The organism is Pseudomarimonas salicorniae (assembly GCF_023156535.1).
Taxonomy (GTDB): Bacteria; Pseudomonadota; Gammaproteobacteria; order Xanthomonadales; family Xanthomonadaceae; genus Pseudomarimonas; species Pseudomarimonas salicorniae.
Genome location: NZ_JALNMH010000007.1, coordinates 156426 through 178850, shown reverse-complemented (window position 1 = coordinate 178850; position 22425 = coordinate 156426). Strand labels below are relative to the sequence as shown.

Annotated in this window: 19 protein-coding genes; 18 read left to right on the top strand and 1 reads right to left on the bottom strand. The window is 69.1% G+C overall.

Annotated elements, in window-relative coordinates:
* Positions 1-293: 293 nt before the first annotated feature.
* The 15 genes from mraZ to lpxC all read left to right on the top strand — a co-directional run bounded on the left by mraZ (position 294) and on the right by lpxC (position 16867).
* Positions 294-740, top strand: a complete 447-nt coding sequence (gene mraZ / locus M0G41_RS09810; RefSeq protein WP_248208749.1) for a division/cell wall cluster transcriptional repressor MraZ — start codon at positions 294-296, stop codon at positions 738-740.
* A gap of 11 nt (positions 741-751) precedes the next feature.
* Positions 752-1684 carry a 16S rRNA (cytosine(1402)-N(4))-methyltransferase RsmH gene (gene rsmH / locus M0G41_RS09805; protein ID WP_248208748.1) on the top strand — a complete coding sequence of 311 codons (933 nt, stop codon included), beginning with the start codon at positions 752-754 and terminating at the stop codon, positions 1682-1684.
* Positions 1681-1950: a cell division protein FtsL gene (ftsL, locus tag M0G41_RS09800; RefSeq protein ID WP_248208746.1), complete on the top strand. Its 270-nt coding sequence runs from the start codon at positions 1681-1683 to the stop codon at positions 1948-1950. The genes rsmH and ftsL overlap by 4 nt, the downstream gene beginning before the upstream one ends.
* Positions 1947-3716, top strand: a complete 1770-nt coding sequence (locus tag M0G41_RS09795; RefSeq protein WP_248208729.1) for a peptidoglycan D,D-transpeptidase FtsI family protein — start codon at positions 1947-1949, stop codon at positions 3714-3716. The genes ftsL and M0G41_RS09795 overlap by 4 nt, the downstream gene beginning before the upstream one ends.
* Before the next feature lie 8 nt (positions 3717-3724).
* A complete protein-coding gene (locus tag M0G41_RS09790; RefSeq protein WP_248208727.1) occupies positions 3725-5203 on the top strand; it encodes a UDP-N-acetylmuramoyl-L-alanyl-D-glutamate--2,6-diaminopimelate ligase in 1479 nt (492 codons plus the stop codon).
* Positions 5200-6576 (top strand): UDP-N-acetylmuramoyl-tripeptide--D-alanyl-D-alanine ligase, encoded by a 1377-nt coding sequence (locus M0G41_RS09785; protein ID WP_248208725.1) that lies wholly within the window; start codon positions 5200-5202, stop codon positions 6574-6576. Before M0G41_RS09790 ends, M0G41_RS09785 begins: the two co-directional genes overlap by 4 nt.
* The gene (gene mraY, locus M0G41_RS09780; RefSeq protein ID WP_248208722.1) at positions 6566-7648 is read left to right on the top strand and encodes a phospho-N-acetylmuramoyl-pentapeptide-transferase; all 1083 of its coding nucleotides are present in this window, start codon (positions 6566-6568) and stop codon (positions 7646-7648) included. The genes M0G41_RS09785 and mraY overlap by 11 nt, the downstream gene beginning before the upstream one ends.
* A complete protein-coding gene (ftsW, locus tag M0G41_RS09775) occupies positions 7648-8946 on the top strand; it encodes a putative lipid II flippase FtsW (protein ID WP_248208719.1) in 1299 nt (432 codons plus the stop codon). The genes mraY and ftsW overlap by 1 nt, the downstream gene beginning before the upstream one ends.
* On the top strand, positions 8946-10013 hold the full coding sequence (murG, locus tag M0G41_RS09770) for an undecaprenyldiphospho-muramoylpentapeptide beta-N-acetylglucosaminyltransferase (RefSeq protein ID WP_248208716.1): 1068 nt from the start codon (positions 8946-8948) through the stop codon (positions 10011-10013). The genes ftsW and murG overlap by 1 nt, the downstream gene beginning before the upstream one ends.
* The gene (gene murC, locus M0G41_RS09765) at positions 10010-11440 is read left to right on the top strand and encodes a UDP-N-acetylmuramate--L-alanine ligase (protein WP_248208714.1); all 1431 of its coding nucleotides are present in this window, start codon (positions 10010-10012) and stop codon (positions 11438-11440) included. Before murG ends, murC begins: the two co-directional genes overlap by 4 nt.
* Positions 11437-12381 (top strand): D-alanine--D-alanine ligase, encoded by a 945-nt coding sequence (locus M0G41_RS09760; protein ID WP_248208713.1) that lies wholly within the window; start codon positions 11437-11439, stop codon positions 12379-12381. The genes murC and M0G41_RS09760 overlap by 4 nt, the downstream gene beginning before the upstream one ends.
* Complete coding sequence (locus M0G41_RS09755; RefSeq protein WP_248208708.1) at positions 12378-13127, top strand: cell division protein FtsQ/DivIB; 750 nt, start codon at positions 12378-12380, stop codon at positions 13125-13127. The genes M0G41_RS09760 and M0G41_RS09755 overlap by 4 nt, the downstream gene beginning before the upstream one ends.
* Entirely contained in the window at positions 13124-14359 is a 1236-nt protein-coding gene (gene ftsA / locus M0G41_RS09750; protein ID WP_248208706.1) for a cell division protein FtsA, read from the top strand. Before M0G41_RS09755 ends, ftsA begins: the two co-directional genes overlap by 4 nt.
* Before the next feature lie 157 nt (positions 14360-14516).
* The gene (ftsZ, locus tag M0G41_RS09745; protein WP_248208704.1) at positions 14517-15710 is read left to right on the top strand and encodes a cell division protein FtsZ; all 1194 of its coding nucleotides are present in this window, start codon (positions 14517-14519) and stop codon (positions 15708-15710) included.
* Between the two features lie 242 nt (positions 15711-15952).
* A complete protein-coding gene (gene lpxC / locus M0G41_RS09740; protein WP_248208703.1) occupies positions 15953-16867 on the top strand; it encodes a UDP-3-O-acyl-N-acetylglucosamine deacetylase in 915 nt (304 codons plus the stop codon).
* Between the two features lie 78 nt (positions 16868-16945).
* Here lpxC and M0G41_RS09735 read toward each other — a convergent pair whose 3' ends face one another.
* Positions 16946-17392 (bottom strand): DciA family protein, encoded by a 447-nt coding sequence (locus M0G41_RS09735; RefSeq protein WP_248208701.1) that lies wholly within the window; start codon positions 17390-17392, stop codon positions 16946-16948.
* 26 nt (positions 17393-17418) lie between these two features.
* On the opposite strand from M0G41_RS09735, the gene M0G41_RS09730 reads away from it, so the two are divergent.
* From M0G41_RS09730 to M0G41_RS09720, 3 genes are all read left to right on the top strand, one after another.
* Positions 17419-18354: a M23 family metallopeptidase gene (locus M0G41_RS09730; RefSeq protein WP_248208700.1), complete on the top strand. Its 936-nt coding sequence runs from the start codon at positions 17419-17421 to the stop codon at positions 18352-18354.
* A gap of 154 nt (positions 18355-18508) precedes the next feature.
* The gene (gene secA, locus M0G41_RS09725; RefSeq protein WP_248208699.1) at positions 18509-21241 is read left to right on the top strand and encodes a preprotein translocase subunit SecA; all 2733 of its coding nucleotides are present in this window, start codon (positions 18509-18511) and stop codon (positions 21239-21241) included.
* A gap of 161 nt (positions 21242-21402) precedes the next feature.
* On the top strand, positions 21403-22392 hold the full coding sequence (locus M0G41_RS09720) for a Nudix family hydrolase (RefSeq protein WP_248208698.1): 990 nt from the start codon (positions 21403-21405) through the stop codon (positions 22390-22392).
* The last annotated feature ends 33 nt before the right edge of the window (positions 22393-22425 follow it).

The following is a 22425-nucleotide window of genomic DNA, read 5'->3' as shown; positions in this document are numbered from 1 at the left end:
GCGGCTCCGTCAAGACAGCCCCGGCAGCCACTGCGCCAGGGTCTCCGGCCGAGCGCCGGGCAGGGGTCGGGCGGAATCTGGCTTCTTCCAATGCAGAGGGTGAGGAATATCGCCTAAGTGACTGTATTGGCGGGCCTTTCCAAAATGAACGATTTTCCCGGGAAAAGTCCAACGCTGGCAGGGGTTTAGCTGTGCTCTTTCACAAGCGACTTTTCCTTGACACCACCAGGGGGCAGTCATAAGGTGGGCGCCTGTAGAAAATCAGGGGAAATCGTGGGTCCCCGTGGTCACTTATGTTCCAGGGCGAAACCGCTATCACCGTTGACGACAAGGGCCGATTGGCGATTCCCACCGCCTATCGGGACCTTGTCGCGCGCGAGTGCGGCAACTGCCTGGTGGTGACCTACAACCCCTACGAGGCGGGCTGCCTGTGGCTCTACCCGGTGAAGGCCTGGGAGGCGGTGCGCGATCAGGTCAATGCGCTGCCGATGGCCAAGCGGGTCCACCGCACCATGCAGCTCAAGCTGGTCGGTGGCGCCACCTTCGTCGAGGCGGACGGCAATGGCCGCCTGCTTCTGCCGGCCAGCCACCGCAATGCCACGGGCATCGAGAAGAAAGCGGTGTTGCTCGGCATGGGCAACAAGTTCGAGTTGTGGAGCGAGCAGGCGCACATGGCGCAGATCCGCCAGACCATCGGCGATGAAGACGTCAGCGACGCCATGCTCGATCTGTCGCTGTAGCGGGGTCGGGCATGGGCGGGCACGAGGCTGCTCCCACCCACATCCCGGTGCTGATGGCGCAGACCCTGGACGGACTGCGGGTGGTGGAACAGGGAACGTATCTGGACGGCACCTTCGGTCGCGGGGGGCATGCGCGCGCGGTGCTGTCGCGGCTCGGCGAAGGTGGACGGCTGCTGGTAATGGACAAGGACCCCGAAGCGATCGCAGAGGCCGAGCGGCTAGCCGCCGCTGACGGCCGCGTGCGCGTGCGCCAGGCGAGCTTTGCCGGCCTTGCCGACTGGTCGGAGACCGAGGGTGGCCTCGACGGCATCCTGCTCGACCTTGGCGTCTCCTCGCCGCAGTTGGACGTCGCCGGCCGCGGCTTCAGTTTCATGCAGGACGGCCCGCTGGACATGCGCATGGATCCCGACTCCGGGCAGAGCGTTGCCGAGTGGCTGGCGCAGGCGGATGAGCGAGAGATCGCCGACGTCCTGTTCGAGTACGGCGAGGAACGGCAGAGCCGGCGCATCGCCCGGGCCATCGTCGCCCGTCGCGGCGAGGTGCCCCTGACCCGCACCGCCGAGCTGGCTGAGCTGGTCGCCCGCTGCATCGGCCGCAGCGAGCCCGGCAAGCATCCGGCCACGCGGACCTTCCAGGCCCTGCGCATCTTCATCAACCGCGAGCTGCAGGACCTCGAGGCTGGCCTTGCCGCCGCCCATGCCTGCCTCCGCCCGGGCGGCCGCCTCGCGGTGATCAGCTTCCATTCGCTGGAGGATCGCCGGGTCAAGCAGTTCATGGCCGGCAAGGCCAAGGCGCCGCCGGCCGACCGCCGCCTGCCGCAGCTCGATACCTTCGTCCCCAGCCTGAAGCTGATCGGCGGGGCGCAGCGCGCCGATGCCGCCGAGCTGTCGGCCAACCCGAGGGCGCGCAGCGCCGTGCTGCGTGTCGCGGAGCGGCTGGCATGAGGTTCTCGACCTTCTTCTGTCTCGCCCTGTTGATCGCGGTGGTGATCTCCGCGCTGGCCGTGGTCCACGGTCGGCACCAGCACCGGCAGCTGTTCGTCGAGCTGTCCGAGCTGGAGAAGCAGCGCGACGAGCTGAACATCGAGTTCGGCAGGCTGCAGCTGGAGCAGGCGACCTGGGCCGATCCGAACCGGATCGAGCAGATCGCCCGTGGTCCGCTGGGCATGAAGTATCCCGAAGCCACCGACCTGCGCGTGGTGACCCCGTGAGCCGTTCGACCTCGCGCGTGGACACGCGGACCAGGATGAAGCTGCTCGGCGGGGTGCTGGCGCTGGCCACCACCTCGCTGGTGGTGCGCGCCGTCGACCTGCAGTTCGTCGACAAGGCCTTCTACCAGCAGCAGGGTGATGCGCGTTTCCTGCGCGAGCTGCCGATCGCCACCTCGCGCGGGATGATCGTCGACCGCAACGGCGAGCCGCTGGCGGTGTCCTCGCCGGTGGAATCGCTCTGGGCCAACCCGAAGGAGCTGTTGCCGCATCCGGAGCAGATCGCGCGTCTGTCCGAGGCTCTGGGCACCGAGCCGGGGCTGCTCGAGGCGCGACTCGCCCAGCGCGCCGACCGCGAATTCGTCTACCTGCGCCGGCACATGAACCCCGACCTCGCCGCCGAGATCCTTGAGCGCGAGTTCCCCGGCGTCTACAGCCAGCGCGAGTTCCGCCGCTTCTATCCGCAGGGCGAGGTGATGGCCCACGTGCTGGGCTTCACCAACATCGACGACCGCGGTCAGGAAGGACTCGAGCTCGCCTTCGATGACTGGCTGACCGGCAAGCCGGGCGCCAAGCGGGTGATCCGCGACCGTCGCGGGCGGATCGTCGAGAACGTGGACCTGATCCGCTCCGCCGAGCCCGGCCGTGACCTGCGCCTGTCTATCGACCGGCGCATCCAGTATCTCGCCTACCGCGAGCTGAAGTCGGCCCTGATCGAGCACAGCGCATCGAGCGGCTCGATCGTGATCCTCGACGTGGCCACGGGCGAGGTGCTCGCCATGGTCAACCAGCCGTCCTACAACCCGAACTCGCGCGAGGGGCTGGATCCGTCCAACCAGCGCAATCGCGCCGTGACCGACCTGTTCGAGCCGGGCTCGGTGCTGAAGACCTTCACCGCGGCCGCGGCGCTGGAGACCGGCCGCTACAAGCCGGATACCAGCTTCGAGACCAGTCCGGGCTACATGATGGTGGCCGGGCACCGGGTCAGCGACATCCGTGATTTCGGCACCGTGTCGGTGACCCGGATGCTGACCAAGTCCTCGAACATCGTCGCCACCAAGCTGGCCCTGGACATGCCGGCCGAGCACCAGCACGACGTGCTGCGCCGGTTCGGATTCGGCGTGCCGACCGGCAGCGGCTTCCCCGGCGAGGCCGCCGGCGTTCTGACCGCGCCCAATGGCTGGGGCACCCTGCACCGGACCACGATCTCGTTCGGCTACGGCCTGTCGGTGACCGCCCTGCAGCTGGCCCAGGCCTACGCGGCGATCGGCAACCGCGGCGTGATGACCGTCCCGACCTTCATCCACGGCGCGCCGCCGCAGCAGCGCACGGTGATCGACCCGCAGCTGGCCGACACCCTGCTGCGCATGCTGGAAACCGTCGCCGGGCCGGAGGGCTCGGCGAAGTCGGCGGTGGTGCCCGGCTTCCGCGTCGCCGGCAAGACCGGCACCTCGCGGCGGGCCGTCGCCGGCGGCTATCAGAAGCGCTACATCAGCCTGTTCGCCGGCCTGATTCCGGCGACCCGGCCGCGCTTTTCCATGGTGGTGATGATCAACGACCCCCAGGGCAGCGCCTACTACGGCGGCCTGGTCGCGGCGCCGGTGTTCGGCCGGACCATGGAGGCCGCGCTGCGGGTCATGAATGTGCCACCGGACAACATCGCCCAATGGCTGGCCGCCGAGCCGGCTGTCGACACCCTGCATCGCTTCGACGAGGCCGCTGCCGAGGCGCTGATCGACGACGGCAGCCTGCCGGAGGGGGTCCGGTGAGCCCGCGCATGAGTCTTGCGACCCTGCTCGATGGCATCGTCGACGCGCCGGCCGCCCTGGCCAGCGGCGAGGTTGGCGAGCTGGTGATCGACAGCCGCGAGGCCGGGCGCGGCGATGTGTTCGTCGCCCTTCCCGGCAGCCGCCGCCACGGCATCGAGTTCCTGCCGACGGTGCGCGCCGCGGGCGTGCTTGCGGTGCTGGTCGAGCCCGAGGGCGCCGGCGAACTGCCGGCGGCCGATGACCTGATCGTCGTCGCCGGCCTGCGCGCGCGGCTGGGTGAACTGGCCAGGCGGCGCTATGGCGATGCCTCGGCGCGGCTGCGCCTGCTTGGGGTCACCGGTACCAATGGCAAGACCTCCTGCGTCCAGCTACTGGCCCAGGCCCTGTCCGGCACGCCGGACTTCGCACCCTGCGGCCATATCGGCACGTTGGGCGTTGGTCTTGCTGACTGGCGGCTCGAAGGCGAGCGGACCACACCGGATGTGCTCAGCGTGCATCGACTGCTGGCCGATCTCGAACAGCGCGGCGCGCGCAGCGCGGCGATGGAAGTGTCCTCGCATGCCCTGGACCAGGGCCGCGTCGACGGCATCCGCTTCGATGTGGCCGCCTTCAGCAACCTGACCCGCGACCATCTCGACTATCACGGCAGCATGGAGGCCTACGGCGCCGCCAAGGCGCGCCTGTTCGCCCATCCCGGCCTGCGCGCCGCGGTGATCAACCTCGATGACGGCTTCGGCCGCGAGCTGGCCGGTGGCCTGGATCCGGCGCTCGATGCCTGGACGGTCAGCGCCGCCGGCAACCCGGCAGCGCGCCTGCGTGCCGAACAGGTTCGCTGCGCCGCGGATGGCCTGCACTTCGATCTGGTCGAGGGCGCCCAGCGCTTCGCCCTGCATGCTGCCCTGGTCGGCCGCTTCAATGTCGACAACCTCATGTTGGTCGCCGGCTGCCTGCGCGCCCTGGGGCGGCCGCTGGCCGAGGTCGCTTCGAGCCTCGGACGCCTGGCGCCAGTGCGTGGTCGCATGCAGCGCATCGAGGCCGCGCCGGGTCAGCCGCTGGTAGTGGTCGACTACGCGCACACGCCGGATGCCCTGCAGCAGGCGCTGGCTTCGCTGCGCAGCCATGTCACTGGCCGCCTGATCTGCGTGTTCGGCTGCGGTGGCGAGCGCGACCCCGGCAAGCGTCCGCTGATGGCGGCGATCGCCGAGCAGGGCGCCGATCTGGTGGTGGTCACCGACGACAACCCGCGCGGCGAGGATGGCGATGCCATCGTTGCCGCCATCCTCGAAGGCTTCGAGAGGCCGCAGGCCGTGCGCATCGAGCGCGACCGCGCGGCGGCGATCGCGCTGGCACTCGACGGGGCTGGCGCCGACGACGCCGTGCTGATCGCCGGCAAGGGGCATGAGGCCTATCAGGAATCCGCTGGCCGGAAGCGGCCCTTTGACGATGCGGCGACCGCCGCCAGCTGGCTGGAGGCGCGCGCCGCATGAAGCCGCTCTCCCTCGCATTCATTGCCCACAGCGTCGGGGTGGCCGTGCCCAAGGGCGAGGCCGAGCTGCGCATCGAGCGTGTGGTCACCGACTCCCGCGAGCTGCGCCCGGGCGACCTGTTCGTCGCCCTGCGCGGCGAACGCGCGGATGGCCACGACTTCCTGCCCCAGGCGATGGAGCGGGGCGCCACGGCGGCGCTGGTGACAACGCCCCGTTCCGATGTCGTGCTCCCCCAGCTGCGCGTGACCGACGCGCTGCACGCCCTGGCCCAGCTGGCTGCGGCCCTGCGCCGCGAGCGCCGCACCCAGGTCCTGGCGCTGACCGGCTCGAACGGCAAGACCACGGTCAAGACCCTGCTGGCCTCGATCCTGGAACAGGTGGGCCCGACCTGGGCGACTCCCGGGAATCGCAACAACGAGCTGGGCATGCCGCTGGCGGTGATCGACCAGCCCGAGGACGCGCGCTTCGCCGTGTATGAGCTGGGCGCGGGGCAGCCGGGCGATATCGCCCACCTCGCCGCCATCGCCATGCCGCAGGTGGCCCTGGTCAACAATGTCGGCCCGGCCCATCTGGAGCGGCTGGGTTCGCTGCTCGGTGTCGCCCAGACCAAGGGGGCGATCTATGCCGCCCTGCCCGTCGATGGCGTGGCGGTGATCAATGCCGACGATGCCTTCGGCACCTGGTTCGAGCAACGCCTGCCGCCGGCACAGCCGCGGCTGCGTTTCGGCATCGAGGTGCCGGCGGAGGTCATGGCGCGCGAGCTGCGGCTGGATGCCGGGCACAGCGAGTTCGTCCTCCAGCTTGGCGAGCAGGAGAGGGCGCTGCGCCTGCCCCTGGGGGGGCGGCACAACGTGATGAATGCGCTGGCCGCCGCGGCCATGGCCCATGCCGCGGGCGTCGGCCCTGAGGCCATCGTCGCCGGCCTGTCGCGGGTCAGCGCGGTCGGCGGGCGGCTGCGCCGGATCCCGCTTGCGGACGGCATGACCCTGATCGACGACAGCTATAACGCCAACCCCGGTTCGCTGGCTGCTGCGATCGCCTTCCTCGCCGCCCAGAGCCCGCCCCGCGTGCTGGTGCTTGGCGACATGCGCGAGCTGGGGGAGCAGGCCGTGGCGCTGCACCACGAGGCAGGCGAACGGGCCCGTAGCGCCGGCATCGAGCGCCTGCTCTGCACCGGCCCGCTGTCGCGCGCAGCGGCCGAGGGCTTCGGCGCCGGCGGCGAGCATTTCGACACCCAGGAGGCGCTGCTCACGGCGCTGCGCGGCGCTCTGGTGCCCGGCGCCAACGTGCTGGTCAAGGGCTCGCGCGGATCGCGCATGGATCGCCTGGTCCAGGCGCTCGCACCCGACGAGGAGGACAGCCATGCTGCTTGAACTGGCCGAATGGCTGCGCGCGCTGGACAGCGGCTTCGCCCTGTTCGCCTACATCACCTTCCGCGCCATCCTCTCGGCGCTGACCGCGCTGGGCCTCTCGCTGTGGCTGGGCCTGCCGGTGATCAACTTCCTGCGCCGGCTCAAGGGCGGCCAGCCGATCCGCAGCGATGGGCCGCAGTCGCACCTGTCCAAGGCCGGCACCCCGACCATGGGCGGGGCGCTGATCCTGCTGGCGGTGATCCTTTCGACCCTGCTCTGGGCCGACCTCTCCAACCGCTATGTCTGGGTGGTGCTCGGCGTCCTGGTCGGCTTCGGCCTGGTCGGCTGGCTGGACGACTGGATCAAGGTCGTGCGCCGCGACCCCAAGGGTCTGCGCGCCAAGCACAAATACCTGCTGCAGTCGCTGTTCGGTGCGGCTGCGGCGGTCGTCCTGTTCGTCACCGCGGACGTGCCCGCAGCCACCGAGTTCACCATTCCCCTGTTCAAGAACGTCGCCCTGCCGCTGGGCATTGCCTTCATCGCGGTGGCCTACTTCTGGATCGTCGGCTTCTCCAACGCGGTCAACCTGACCGATGGCCTCGATGGTCTGGCGATCATGCCCTGCGTGCTGGTTGCCGGCGCCCTGGGCATCTTCGCCTACGCCTCCGGGCATGCGGTATTCGCCAACTACCTGCAGATCCCGGCGATCCCGGGCGCCGGCGAGCTGACCATCGTCTGCGCGGCCATTGCGGGCGCCGGCCTCGGCTTCCTCTGGTTCAACACCTACCCCGCCCAGGTGTTCATGGGAGACATCGGGGCGCTGGCCCTCGGTGCGGCGCTCGGCGCGATCGCGGTGATCGTCCGCCAGGAGCTGGTGCTGGTGATCATGGGCGGGATCTTCGTCGTCGAGACCCTCTCGGTAATGATCCAGGTGGCGAGCTTCAAGCTCACCGGCCGGCGGGTCTTCCGCATGGCGCCGATCCACCACCACTTCGAGCTCAAGGGCTGGCCCGAGCCGCGGGTAATCGTCCGCTTCTGGATCATCACCGTGGTTCTGGTGCTGGTCGGGCTTGCCACGCTGAAGGTGCGCTGATGGGCAACGAGCGCTTCCACCAGGCACTGAGGGCCGAGGAGATCGAGGGTCGCTATGACCGCGTCGTCCTGCTCGCCGCCGCCGCGCTGGCCTCGCTGGGCGTGGTGATGATCGGCTCCAGTTCGCTGGCCGTGGCCGAGGGGCTCAAGGTCGACGACTTCCATTTCCTGATCCGCCACGTGGTCTTTCTCGCCGCAGGCCTCGGACTTGGCCTGGCGCTGGCGCGCTACGAGCTGCGCGAGCTGGAGCGCTACAGCCGCATGCTGCTGCTGCTGGGGTTCCTGCTCCTGCTGGCGGTATTCATTCCGGGTCTCGGACGGACGGTGAATGGCGCCCAGCGCTGGCTCAACCTCGGGATCACCGGCTTCCAGGCGGTCGAGGCGGTCAAGCTCCTGCTGATCATCTGGACCGCGAGCTATCTCGCCCGCTACCGCGACCAGGTGCAGACCAGCATGATGGGCGCGCTCAAGCCCTTCGCCGTGGTCGGCGCGATGACCGTCCTGCTGCTGATGCAGCCGGACTTCGGCTCGGCGGCCCTGCTGCTGGCGATCACCGCCGGCATGATCTGGCTGGGCGGCGTGCGCATCGTCCACGTCCTGGTCCCGGCGCTGTGCGCGCTGCCGCTGCTGGCCTGGGCCGCGGTGTCCGAGTCCTATCGCGTACGCCGGCTCACCTCCTTCCTCGACCCCTGGGCCGATCCGTTCAAGGACGGCTTCCAGCTGACCCAGGCCCTGATTGCCATCGGCCGTGGCGAGTGGCTGGGCGTCGGCCTCGGCGGCAGCGTGCAGAAACTGTTCTACCTGCCCGAGGCGCATACCGATTTCATTTTCGCGGTGATCGCGGAAGAACTGGGCTTTGCCGGCATCCTGCTGGTGATCGGGCTGTTCGTGGTGCTGGTCGGCCGGGCGATGCAGATCGGCCTGCGCGGGGTCGAGATGGGCCGCACCTTCGCCGGCTTCTGCGCTTTCGGTGTCGGACTCTGGCTCGGGCTCCAGGCTTTCGTGTCGATCGGCGTCAACCTTGGCCTGCTGCCGACCAAGGGCCTGACCCTGCCGCTGGTGTCTTCCGGCGGCTCCAGCGTGCTGATGACCTGCGCTGCCCTCGGCGTGTTGCTGCGGGTCAGCTACGAGTTGGACCGCAGTCAGCGCCAGGTGGCCCTGCACCGTGGCGAGCCGCGCCCGCTGCAGATCGAGGAGATCGAAGAAGTGCCCCTGCCGCCGCCCGCGATCAACGCACCGCTGCGGCTGGGGCGCAATGTCCGCCTGCGCGTCGAACCCCAGCTCGGAGAAACCGTCTGATGGCGCCCGTGCTGATCATGGCCGGCGGCACCGGCGGCCACATCTTCCCGGGCCTCGCCCTGGCGGCGGAACTGCGCGCCCGTGACGTGCCGGTGCTCTGGCTGGGCGCCGAGGGTGGGCTGGAAACCCGGCTGGTGCCGGAGCATGGCGTCGAGATCGCGACCCTTCCGGTGCGTGGACTTCGCGGCAAGGGGATGCGCACGCTGCTTACCGCGCCGCTGATGCTGGCCCGCTCCCTGTTCGCCGCGATCCGGCTTATGGGCCGCACCCGACCGCGCAGCGCCATCAGCTTCGGTGGTTACGCCGCCGGGCCCGGTGGCCTGGCGGCCTGGCTGCTGCGGGTTCCGCTATGCGTGCACGAGCAGAACCGCGTGCCTGGCCTGACCAACCGCTGGCTGGCGAAGCTGGCCAGGCGCGTGCTGTGTGGCTTCCCCGGCGCCTTCCCACGCTCGCCCAAGTTGGAGGTGGTGGGCAATCCGGTGCGCGCCGAGATTGCCGCGCTGCCCGCACCGACCGAGCGATTTGCCGGACGCGAAGGGCCGCTGCGCCTGCTCGTGCTGGGCGGCAGCCAGGGGGCCCGTGCGCTGAACGCCGCGGTGCCGCGCGCGCTGGCCGGGCTGGAAGCCGGCTGGACCGTACGCCACCAGTGCGGGGAAAAGATGGTCGAGACCGCCCGGAAGGCCTATTCAGAGGCCGAGGTCGAAGCGCAGGTCGAGCCATTCATCAAGGATATGGCCGAGGCGTATGGCTGGGCCGATCTCGTGGTCTGCCGGGCCGGTGCGCTGACCATCGCCGAACTGGCCTCGGCCGGTGTCGGCGCCCTGCTGGTGCCCTTCCCGCACGCGGTCGACGACCACCAGACACTCAATGCCGGCTATCTGGTCGAGGCCGGCGCCGCCCATTTGCTGGTCGAAGGCGAGGGCCTGGACGATCGTCTGGCCGCGGCCATGTCGCGACTGTCGGATCGGAGCGGCCTGGCCGAGCTGGCCGTCCGCGCCCGTGCGTTGGCACATCGCGACGCTGCCGTCAGGGTCGCCGAGGCCGTGCTCTCGGAGGCACGCCCATGAAGCGACTCGAGCAGGGCGGCGACATCGCGGCGGCCTTCCGCCGGGTGCATTTCATCGGCGTCGGCGGCGTTGGCATGAGCGGCATTGCCGAGGTGCTGTGCACGCTGGGCTACGACGTCTCCGGTTCCGACCTCGCCGACGGCCCGGCCCTGGAACGCCTGCGCGAGGCTGGCGCCCAGATCTTTGTCGGCCATCGCGCCGAACACCTGCGCGATGTGGATGTCGTGGTGACCTCGAGCGCGATCGCCGCCGGCAATCCCGAGCTGCTGGCTGCCCGCCAGCGGCGTATCCCGGTGGTGCCGCGCGCCGAAATGCTGGCCGAACTGATGCGATTTCGCCGAGGCATCGCCATCGCCGGCACCCACGGCAAGACCACGACGACCAGCCTGGTCGCCAGCGTGCTCAGCGAGGGCGGCCTCGATCCCACCTTCGTGATCGGTGGCCAGTTGCTCGCCGCGGGCCGCAATGCCGGACTCGGTCAGGGCGAATGGCTGGTGGCCGAGGCCGACGAGAGTGACGGAAGCTTCCTGCGCCTGAACCCGCTGGTGGCGGTCGTCACCAACATCGATGCCGACCACCTCGAGAACTACGGCGGCGACTTCGCTCGCGTGCAGGCCGCGTTCTCGGAGTTCCTGCACCGGTTGCCGTTCTATGGACTCGCCGTGCTCTGCATCGACGACGACGAGGTGCGCGCCCTGGCCCAGGAGATGCCGCGCCACGTGGTCACGTACGGGCTGTCCGAGGATGCCGAGGTGCGCGCCAGTGCGCTGCGCCAGCAGGCCAGCCGTACCGACTTCCTGCTCCACCTTCCCGAGGCCGAGCCGCTTGAGGTGCAGCTCAGCCTGCCTGGCCGCCACAACGTACAGAACGCATTGGCCGCCGCGGCGATCGGTTACCAGCTCGGGATCCCCAGCGCCACGGTTGCCCGCGCCCTGGGCCAGTTCCAGGGAGTCGGCCGGCGTTTCAACCTGCTTGGCGATATCGACCTGCCCGGCGGCGGCAGCGCCCTGCTCGTCGACGATTACGGCCACCACCCGCGGGAACTGGAGGTGGTGTTCGAGGCGGCAAGGGAAGGCTGGCCGGACCGACGCCTCGTGGTGGCCTTCCAGCCGCACCGCTATTCGCGCACCCGCGACCTGCTCGACGAGTTTGCCGCCGTGCTGTCGAGCGTCGACGCCCTGGTCTTGACCGAGGTCTACCCCGCTGGCGAAGCGCCGATCGTCGGTGCCGACGGCAAGTCGCTGGCCCGGGCGATCCGCTCGCGCGGGCGGATCGAGCCGGTGCTGGTCGCAAACCCGCGCGAGCTGGCCAGCGTGCTGCCGGATGTGCTGCGCGACGGCGACATCCTGATCCTGCTCGGCGCCGGCGACATCGGACGCGCAGCCCAGCAGCTCGCCCGGCACGGGCTTGATGGAGAGCAGGCATGAACGGGCCCCAGGCCGGCGATTTCGGGCGGGTAGCGGTCCTGCTGGGTGGTACCAGCAGCGAGCGCGAGGTCTCCCTTGATTCCGGGCGCAACGTGCTCGAGGCGCTGCGCTCGCGCGGCGTCGACGCGGCGCCGGTCGACGGCATTCCGGCCCTGCTCGAGGCCCTGCGCGAGACCCGCTTCGACCGCGTCTTCAACGTGCTGCATGGCAGCCACGGCGGCGGCGAGGACGGCGTGTTGCAGGGGCTGCTTGCGGCCTGTGGCGTGCCCTTCACCGGCTCGGGTGTGCTCGGTTCAGCGCTGTCGATGGACAAGATCCGCAGCAAGCAGGTCTGGCAGTCGATCGGCCTGCCGACGCCGGCCTACCGCCGGCTGCTGCCCGGCCAGGACGTGCGCGCAGCGGCCCGCGAGCTGGGGCTGCCGGTGATCGTCAAGCCGGCCTGCGAAGGCTCTTCGGTCGGCATCAGTCGCGTGTTCAGCGAGGACGATCTCGACGCAGCCATCGAGCTGGCCCGCCGCTACCCCGGCGAGCTGCTGATGGAACAGCTGGTGGTGGGCGGCGAGTTCACCGTCGGCATCCTTGGCGAGATGGCCCTGCCGAGTATCCAGATCGTCCCGGCCGGCGAGTACTACGACTACCACGCCAAGTATGTGGCCGAGGACACCCGCTACCTGTGCCCGGGGCTGGAGGGCGGCGACGAGGCGGGCCTTCGAAGCCTGGCGTTGGCTGCCTTCCGCGCCCTTGACTGCGCCGGCTGGGGCCGGGTCGATGTGATGCGCGACGAGGCCGGCCGCAACTGGCTGCTCGAGGTGAACACCGCGCCCGGGATGACCAGCCACTCGCTGGTGCCCAAGGCCGCTGCCCAGCTCGGCATCGACTTTCCCGAGCTGTGCTGGCGGATCCTCTCCCAGACACTGGCCCAGGTCGAGGCGGCCGAATGAGCGTCCTCGCCCGCCTTGCGATCTGGATGCTGGCCCTGGGTCTGGTGCTGCTGCCGGTGGTGGCGGTGCTGAACGGCTGGCTGGCGGCCGATCGCTGGCCGATCGAGCAGCTGCGCATCCACGCCGAGTACCGTCGCGTCGACGCCGAACAGATCCGCGCCGCGGTGGCGCCGGCGGCCGGACAGGGGTTCTTTGCCGTCGACCTCGACCAGGTCCGCCGTGCGGTCCTCGGCCTGGATTGGGTGGCCGCCGCCGAGGTGCGCAAGGTCTGGCCGAACCGGCTCGAGATCACCGTCGAGGAGCACCAGCCGTTCGCACGCTGGGGAGAGGACCGGCTGCTCTCGGCCCGCGGCCTTCTGTTTCCGCTGCCGGCCGATGCCGCCAGCCTTGCGCTGCCCGAGTTCCAGGGTGGCGAGCAGCACGCTGCCGAGTTGATGCGTGTCCATGGCCTTGCCGCGCCGCTGTTTGCGCTGCATGGCAGCGAGCTGGTCGGCCTGCGCCTGTCTGCCCGCGGCAGCTGGTCCTTCCGTCTGGCCGAGGGCGCCGTGGTGATGGCCGGCCGCGGTGATCCCATGGCGCGCCTTGAACGCTTCGTTCCGCTGTTCGCCGAGCTGCGCGCGGTCGAGCAGCGCCCGCTGGAGCGCGCCGACCTGCGCTACGCGAACGGCTTCGCGCTGCGCTGGGCCGAGACGGCCGGCGCGACGCCGATGAATCCCGAATCCCGAATCCCGAATCCCCAAGCATGAACCGCAAAGGCGACAAATCCCTGATCGTTGGACTCGATGTCGGCACCTCGAAGGTGGTGGCGCTGGTCGGCGAGTACAGCCCCGACAGCCCGATCGAGGTGATCGGCATCGGCTCCCATGTCGCGCACGGCCTCAAGCGCGGCGTGGTGGTCGACATCGAAAGCACGGTGAACTCGATCCAGCGCGCGGTCGAGGAGGCCGAGCTGATGGCCGGCTGCGAGATCCGCAGCGTCTACGCCTCGATATCCGGCAGCCACGTGCAGTGCCGCAACTCCCCGGGCATCGTGCCGATCCGTGACGGCGAGGTCAGCTACGCCGACATGGAACGCGTGCTGGAGGCTGCCAAGGCGGTGGCCATTCCCTCCGACCAGAAGATCCTCCACGCCATTCCGCAGGAATACATCGTCGACAACTCCCAGGAAGGCATCCGCCATCCGGTGGGCATGTCCGGCGTGCGGCTTGAGGTGCGTGCCCACCTGATCGTCGGCGCGCAGTCGGCGGCGGCGAACATCGGCAAGTGCATCAACCGCTGCGGTCTCCAGGTTGACGACCTGGTGCTCAGCTCGATCGCCTCCAGCGCGGCGACGCTGACATCGGACGAGAAGGAGCTCGGCGTGGTGCTGGTCGACATAGGCGCCGGCACGACCGACATGGCGGTGTTCGTGCAGGGGGCGATCCGCCACTCGGCCTCGCTGCCGATCGCCGGCGACCAGGTCACCAATGACATCGCCCATCTGCTGCGCACGCCGACTCCGCATGCCGAGGAAATCAAGGTGCGCTATGCCTGCGCCCTGGCCCAGCTGGCCACGGCCGAGGAGAGCATCCAGGTGCCCAGCGTCGGCGACCGGCCGCCGCGGCGGCTGGCCCGCCAGGCCCTGGCCGAGGCGGTGCAGAACCGCTACGAGGAAATCTTCGAGATGGTCCAGGCCGAGCTGCGCCGCTCCGGGTTCGAGGAGCTGGTCCGCGCCGGCCTGGTGCTGACCGGCGGCGCCGCGCGGATGGAGGGCGTGGCCGAGCTGGCGGAGGAGATGCTGCACATGCCGGTGCGGGTGGGCATCCCGCAGTACGTGCAGGGCCTGGGTGAAGTGGTCGGCAATCCGGTGCATGCCACCGGCGTCGGCCTGCTGCTGTGGGGGGCGCAGGTCGAACACCCGCGCCGTCCGGTCTTGCCGGTTGGGCGGGTCGGCTCCTGGTGGAGCCGGGTGCGCAACTGGGCGCGTGGAGAGTTTTAGGAGCCCGGGCCTGGGCTCAGGGCTCAGGGCTCAGGGCTCAGGGCTCAGGGCTCAGGGCGAGGCGCTTTCCTAGGGCCTGGCCCCTAGGCCCTAAGCCCTCCAAGAAGAAGAACGACACAAGCAAATCGATTCAACACATTCTGCGAGGAGAAGGAAGATGTTCGAGTTCGTCGAGAAGATCGCACCCAATGCGGTGATCAAGGTCGTCGGGGTCGGCGGCGGCGGCGGCAACGCAGTCGCCCACATGGTCAACAGCCAGGTCGAGGGCGTCGAGTTCATCTGCGCCAACACCGACGCCCAGGCCATCAAGGGCGTCGGCGCCAAGTCGACCCTGCAGCTGGGCGTCAACGTGACCAAGGGTCTTGGCGCCGGGGCCAATCCCGAGGTCGGCCGGCAGGCGGCGCTGGAAGATCGCGAGCGCATCGTCGAGTGCCTCGAGGGCGCCGATATGGTGTTCATCACCGCCGGTATGGGCGGCGGCACCGGTACTGGCGCCGCGCCTGTGGTGGCGCAGCTGGCCAAGGAGATGGGCATCCTGACCGTGGCCGTGGTCACCAAACCGTTCCCCTTCGAGGGTCGTCGGCGCATGCAGGTCGCGCTCAAGGGGATCGACGAGCTGGCCCAGCACTGCGACTCGCTGATCACCATCCCCAACGAGAAACTGATCACCGTGCTTGGCCGCGAAGCGACCATGATGCAGGCCTTCCGTGCGGCCAATGACGTGCTGCAGGGGGCGGTGCAGGGCATCGCCGACCTGATCGTCCGTCCCGGCCTGATCAATGTCGACTTCGCCGACGTCCGCACCGTGATGAGCGAGATGGGCATGGCGATGATGGGTTCGGGCCACGCCCGTGGCGATGACCGTGCGATGGCGGCCGCCGAGGCCGCGGTCTCCAATCCGCTGCTCGATGACATCAACCTCTCCGGCGCCTGCGGCATTCTGGTCAACATCACCGCCGGCCCCGACTTCACCATGCGCGAGTTCGACGAGGTCGGCCGCACGATCGAGGAGTTCTCCTCGGAGGACGCCACCGTGGTCATCGGCACCGTGCTTGACCACGAGATGCAGGATGAGGTCCGGGTTACCGTGGTCGCCACCGGCCTGAACCGCATGGCCACCCGCACCCCGGTCCGGCAGGAGAGCCGCTCCGAGGTCGTCCAGCGCCCGCAGGTCAAGCTGGTCCGCAATGCCACCACCGGCATGGTCGACCTGCACGCAATGGCCGCGGCCGAGACGATGGCGGCCCCGGCTCCGGCTCCGACGCCCAGCCGCCCGCGCGCCGAGCCGGCTTCGGACAACTCGCTCGACTACCTCGATATCCCCGCCTTCCTGCGTCGGCAGGCGGATTGACCCAGCGCGACGGGACGGCTCCGGCCTCGCAGCGGAGCCGTTCCGGTCCGGGCCCGGGAGGGTCCGGCACCGGCAGCCCGGCCGCCGGCGACCACAGGGTCTCCGAGCGGAGCTTGCCAGACCGCTGTTGCAGAAAAGCGACAGCGAGCACTCGAAGTGTCGTTTTCGGTGTTGCTCATCGGGAGCGCTGTGCTATTCTCCGGGCACTTTTGTCGCGCTCCTGCCCCGGAGACCGCACAATAATGATCAGACAAAGAACCCTCAAAAACACCATCCGCGCGACTGGCGTGGGCCTGCACTCTGGCGACAAGGTCTACATGACCCTGCGCCCGGCTGCGGTCGACACCGGCATCGTGTTCCGCCGCGTAGACCTCCCCGAGCCGGTGGAGATCCGCGCCTGCGCGGAAAAGGTCGGCGATACCAATATGTCGACCACCCTGATCCAGGATGGCGTCCGGGTATCGACGGTCGAGCACCTGTTGTCCGCGTTCGCGGGCCTTGGCATCGACAATGCCTATGTCGACCTGTCGGCGCCGGAAGTGCCGATCATGGATGGTTCGGCCGGCCCCTTCGTGTTCCTGGTGCAGTCGGCCGGGATCGAGGAGCAGTCCGCCGCCAAGCGCTTCGTTCGCATCAAGAAGCCGGTCATCGTCCGCGATGGCGACAAGTGGGCCCGGTTCGAACCCTTCGACGGGTTCAAGGTCGGTTTCTCGATCGATTTCAAGCATCCGATGTTCACCCAGTCGAGCTCGAGTGCCGAGATCGACTTCTCGACCACCTCCTTCGTGAAGGAAGTCAGCCGCGCCCGCACCTTCGGCTTCATGAAGGATGTCGAGATGCTGCGCGAGCGCAACCTCGGCCTCGGTGGCTCGATGGACAATGCCATCGTGCTCGACGACTACCGGGTGCTGAACGAGGATGGTCTGCGCTACGAGGACGAATTCGTCAAACACAAGATCCTCGACGCGATCGGTGACCTGTATCTGCTGGGTCACTCGCTCATCGGTGCCTTCTACGGCTACAAGTCGGGGCACCAGCTCAACAACCTCCTGCTGCGCACCCTGCGCGCGGAGAAAAGTGCTTGGGAGGAGGTGACCTTCACCGATCCTGCCACTGCGCCGATCTCCTATGCGCACCCCGCGCAGGCTTCCGTCTGAGGGCCCGGCGCGCAGCAATCGTTGGAACTGTGACTCGGCGGGCTTTCCACGGGAGGCCCGAGGGGTAAGTTTTCGGAACTATTCTTCGGCCAGGATGGCCATTCGCAGCAGCTGGTCCCGGAGATCCGGGTCGGCCACGCTAGCTGCCGCAGCGCGCAGTTCCCTGCCCGCTGCAGAGGAGAGGGGTGGTGCACGCGGTGTCTCGGCCGGGGGAACGGTCTGCATCGTTGCCACTTTCACAGTCAGAGTCGACGCCTCGACTCCGGCTTCGCGTGCGGCACGCAGCAGTTCGGGCGTGTGCAGGCGCAGTGCGGTAGAGAGGCTGGCGGCACTGACCAGAAAGACAAGCCTGCCTTGTCGGACGTTGGCCAGCCTGACCCGCTGGGCAAGTTCGTGGGGCAGGGACTGGCGCAGCCGCCGGTCGAGCGCATCCAGAGCCTGGGCGCGTTCGGCCAGCGACCGGAGCCGGTCGTCGCGGGCGGCGCCTAGCGCCGGTCTGAACGATGATCGATCTGTGGGCTGCACGGGCAAACGAACGGATAACAGGCCGAATGAAGATCATCATCGTAGCGAAATTTCTCCGCGCTCCCCGGCAGTTCGCCATCAACGACGCGCGCCTGATCGGCGCCGCGGGCCTTGCCCTGCTGTGCGTGCTGGCGCTCGGAGCGGCGGGCGGCGCGCTGCTGCGTGGAGCCGGCTCCCATGGCGGCCTGGCCGAGATCGGCGAGATGCGTGACCAGCTGACCCTTCAGAGCGAGGAGCTGGCCGAGGCGCGTGCCCAGGTCGATCGCGAGCTCAACGCCATGGCCGCCCAGATGGGCGCCTTGCAGGCCCAGTCCACCCGGCTCAACGCGCTCGGCGAGCGGCTGACGCGGATGGCCCAGCTCGACGACGGCGAGTTCAACTTCAGCGAGGCCCCTGCGCTTGGCGGCCCGGAATCCTATGACGACTTCGGCACGCCGGCCGACCGAAGTGTGCGCGCTTCGCTGGAGGCACTGGCCAGCCGCATCGAAACCCAGACCCAACAGCTCGATCTGCTCGAGAACCTCCTGCTCGACCGCGACGTCGACACCGCGCTGCGTCCGGCCGGCCTGCCGGTCCGCGCCGGCTACGCCTCGTCGAGCTTCGGCATGCGCAGCGACCCCTTCACTGCCAAGCGCGAGTTTCATCGCGGGATGGATTTCAGCGGACCGCTGGGCTCGGATGTGCTGAGCGTGGCCGACGGCGTGGTGGCCTTCTCCGGTCGTCACCCGAGCTACGGCAACATGGTCGACATCGACCATGGCAACGGCTACATGACGCGCTATGCGCACAACCAGAAGAACCTGGTCGAGCCGGGGCAGCGGGTCCGCGCCGGCGAAGTGATCGGCCTGATGGGCCGCTCCGGCCGTGCCACCGGCGTCCATGTCCACTTCGAGGTCTGGCTGAACGACCGTCCGGTCAACCCGCACGCCTACCTGAAGAGCGCCAGCCCGGCACGCGGCTGAGCGCCGCGCCCGCCGGCGGCGGGCCTGCCTCCGCTGCCTTGATTCGCGGCGAAGGCGCCCCAAGGTTACAATAGCCGACTGGCCGCCCCGCGCGGCCTTTCGCTTCTCTGCGTCCGCCAGCGGCGGGCGCCCTGCGCCATCAGCCGGACTTCCCATGCTCAACAAACTCCTGACCAGCGTCTTCGGCAGCCGCAACGAGCGCCTGCTCAAGCAGTTGTCCAAGAACGTCACCCGCATCAACGGCCTCGAGCAGCAGATGCAGGCGCTCGACGACGAGGCCCTGAAGGGCAAGACCGCCGAGTTCAAGGAGCGCTACGCACAGGGCGAGACGCTGGATGCGCTGCTGCCGGAGGCTTTCGCGGTCATGCGCGAAGCGGCCCGCCGCGTGCTCGGCATGCGCCACTACGACGTGCAGCTGATCGGCGGCATGGTGCTGCACCTCGGCAAGATCGCCGAGATGCGCACCGGCGAGGGCAAGACGCTGGTCGCCACCCTGCCGGTCTACCTCAATGCGCTGTCCGGCAAGGGCGTGCACGTGGTCACCGTCAACGACTACCTGGCCAAGCGCGACAGCGCCTGGATGGGCAAGGTCTACAACTGGTTGGGTCTGTCGGTGGGCGTGGTCTATCCGGGCATGCCGCACGCCGACAAGAAGGGCGCCTACGGGTCCGACATCACCTACGGCACCAACAATGAGTTCGGCTTCGACTACCTGCGCGACAACATGGCGCTGTCGAAGGACGACCGTTTCCAGCGCGGGCTCAACTTCGCCATCGTCGACGAGGTCGATTCGATCCTGATCGACGAGGCACGTACGCCGCTGATCATCTCCGGACCGGCCGACGAGTCGCCCGAGCTCTACATCCGCGTCAACCGGGTGGTGCCGGAGCTGCAGCGCCAGGCCAGCGAGGACGCCGAGGGCGACTTCTACGTTGACGAGAAGGGCAAGCAGGTGCACCTGTCCGAGCAGGGCATGGAGCACGCCGAGGCCCTGCTGCGCGAGGCCGGGATCATCGGCGCCGACGACAGCCTGTACGACGGCCAGAACATCCAGGTCGTCCACCATCTCAATGCGGCCCTCCGCGCCCACCACCTCTTCCAGCGCGACGTCGACTACATCGTCCGCGACGGCGAGGTGGTGATTGTCGACGAGTTCACCGGCCGCACCCTGCCGGGTCGGCGCTGGTCGGATGGCCTGCACCAGGCCGTCGAATCCAAGGAAGGCGTGCCGATCCAGCGCGAGAACCAGACGCTGGCCAGCATCACCTTCCAGAACTACTTCCGCATGTACGGCAAGCTCGCCGGCATGACCGGCACGGCCGACACCGAGGCCTACGAGTTCCAGACCATTTACGGACTCGAGGTGGTGGTGATCCCCACCCACCGGCCGATGGTTCGCAAGGACACCCCCGACCTCGTCTTCCTGAAGAAGGAGGCCAAGTTCCGCGCCGTGGTCGAGGATATCCGCGACTGCCACAAGCGCGGCCAGCCTGTGCTGGTCGGTACCACCTCGATCGAGGTCTCCGAGCTGATTGCGCAGATCCTCACCAACGAGAAGATCCCGCACGAGGTGCTGAACGCCAAGCAGCACGAACGCGAAGCGCAGATCGTGGCCCAGGCCGGACGCCCGGGGGCGGTGACCATCGCCACCAACATGGCCGGCCGCGGTACCGACATCGTGCTGGGTGGCAACCTCGAGGCCGAGCTGCACGAGTTGGGCGAGAACCCCGATCCGGCCGACGTCGAGAAGGTCAAGGCGCAGTGGAAGGAGCGTCACGCCAAGGTGCTGGAGGCCGGCGGTCTGCACATCATCGGCACCGAGCGCCACGAGTCGCGGCGCATCGACAACCAGCTGCGCGGCCGCTCCGGTCGCCAGGGCGACCCGGGCAGCTCGCGCTTCTACCTGTCTCTCGAAGACAACCTGATGCGCATCTTCGCTGCCGACTGGGTGCAGAAGGCGATGGCCTTCCTCGGCATGAAGGAAGACGACGCCATCGAGGACAAGCTGGTCAGCCGGCAGATCGAGAAGGCGCAGCGCAAGGTCGAGGCGCACAACTTCGACATCCGCAAGAACCTCCTCGATTTCGACGACGTCTCCAACGACCAGCGCAAGGTCATCTACGAGCAGCGCAACGATCTGCTCGAAGCCGAGGACGTCCACGACAGCGTGCTCGGCATCCGCGATGACGTGTTCACCGCGACGGTGCACAAGCACGTGCCGCCCGGCTCGATCGACGAGCAGTGGGACCTACCCGGCCTTGAGCGCGAACTGGAGTCCGATTTCGGGCTGCGCGTCGACCTCAAGGCGATGGCGGAGGCCGACGAGGACCTCACGGCCGAGGTCATTGCCGAGCGCATCCGCGAGCTGGGCAACCAGGTGTTCGCTGCGAAGGAAGAGCAGGTGGGCGCCGAGATGATGCGCCAGCTCGAGAAGCACCTGATGCTCAACGTGCTCGACCAGAGCTGGAAGGAGCACCTTGCGCGCATGGACTACCTCCGCCAGGGCATCCATCTGCGTGGCTATGCGCAGAAGCAGCCGAAGCAGGAGTACAAGCGCGAGAGCTTCGAGCTGTTCTCCGAGATGCTGGACAAGGTCAAGCGCGACCTGATCACCCTGCTGGCTCGCGTGCGCATCCGAAGCGAGGAGGAAGTTGCCCGCCTCGAGGAAGAGGAGCGGCGCCGGCAGCAGGCCCAGGCTGACCGCCTGCGCTTCCAGCACGAAAGCGCCGGCGGCTACAGCGCCGACGAGGAAGCGGCCCAGGTGCTGGCCGCGCAGTCCGGCCAGGCCTCGCCGATGACCCGCGAGGCGCCCAAGGTTGGCCGGAACGAGCCCTGTCCCTGCGGCAGCGGCAAGAAGTACAAGCATTGCCACGGGCAGCTGGGGTGAGAGGGCGCGCCAGCGAGGCGCAGCCTCGCGCGCCCTCGAACGGCAGCGGGCATGCAGGCCCGCTGGCCGGGCAGCGCGCCCAGCCCGTGATTCGTGATTGGTGATTCGCAACAGCGCGGGACAGGTGGTTCCGCGTCACCGCCGCTGCAGGAGTTGGCGCGATGACGGATCGCCCATCCCCCCCCTCCAGCCATGAGGCCAAGGTCGTCGCCGGCATCCTCCGCGACGCCGAGGGGCGCATCCTGCTGGCCCAGCGCACGCGCGGTGAGCATGCGGGCAGGTGGGAGTATCCGGGCGGCAAGGCCGAGCCCGGCGAGTCGCTGGAAGAGGCCCTGCGCCGCGAGCTTGAAGAGGAACTGGGCGTCGTCATCGGCGGCATCTCGGCGCTGATCGAGGTGCCCCAGACCGGGGCACGTGGTCCCTGGAGGCTCTGCGCCTTCGAGGTGCAGGCTTTCAAGGGCGAGGCCCACGGGCGCGAGGGACAGGCGTTGGCCTGGGTCGCGGCGGAGCGGCTCCGCGCCTATTCGATGCCGCCCGCCGACCTGCCGGTGACCGCGGCGCTGCTCGATCCCGCCTGCTATGCCATTACCCCTGATCTGGCTGCAGACCGAACGGAGGCGCTGGTTCGCGGTCTTGACCGGCTGATCGCCCAAGGCAGTCCGCTGCGCCTGCAGTGGCGGCTGCCGCAGTGGGAGCGCAGCGCGGCCATCGGGCTGCTCGCCGCCCAGCTGGCGCGGCTGCGCGCCGCGGGCATCGAGGTGCTTCTCAATGGCGAGCCGGACGAGGCGCGCAGGCTGGGCTGCGGACTGCACCTGCGTTCGTCGATGCTGGCGACTGTCGAGCGCGCCGAGCTGTACGGGCTGGACGCGATCACGGCCTCCTGCCACGACGCCAGCGAGCTCGCGCGCGCGGCATCGCTCGATCTCGATGCGGTCTTGCTGGGGCCGGTGGCGTCCACCGCCACCCACCCGGGCGCCCGCCCCCTCGGCTGGGAGGAATTCGTCGCGCTGCGCGCACGCTGCGCGCTGCCGATCTACGCCCTCGGCGGCCTGGTTCCTGAAGACCTTCCCGCCGCCCGCGCCTGCGGCGCGCAGGGTATCGCCGCCATCCGCGGACTGTGGCCCGACCAGGCAAGGGTGGCCAGCGGCTGAACAACGCGCGATCATGCCCCGGGGTCCCGCCTG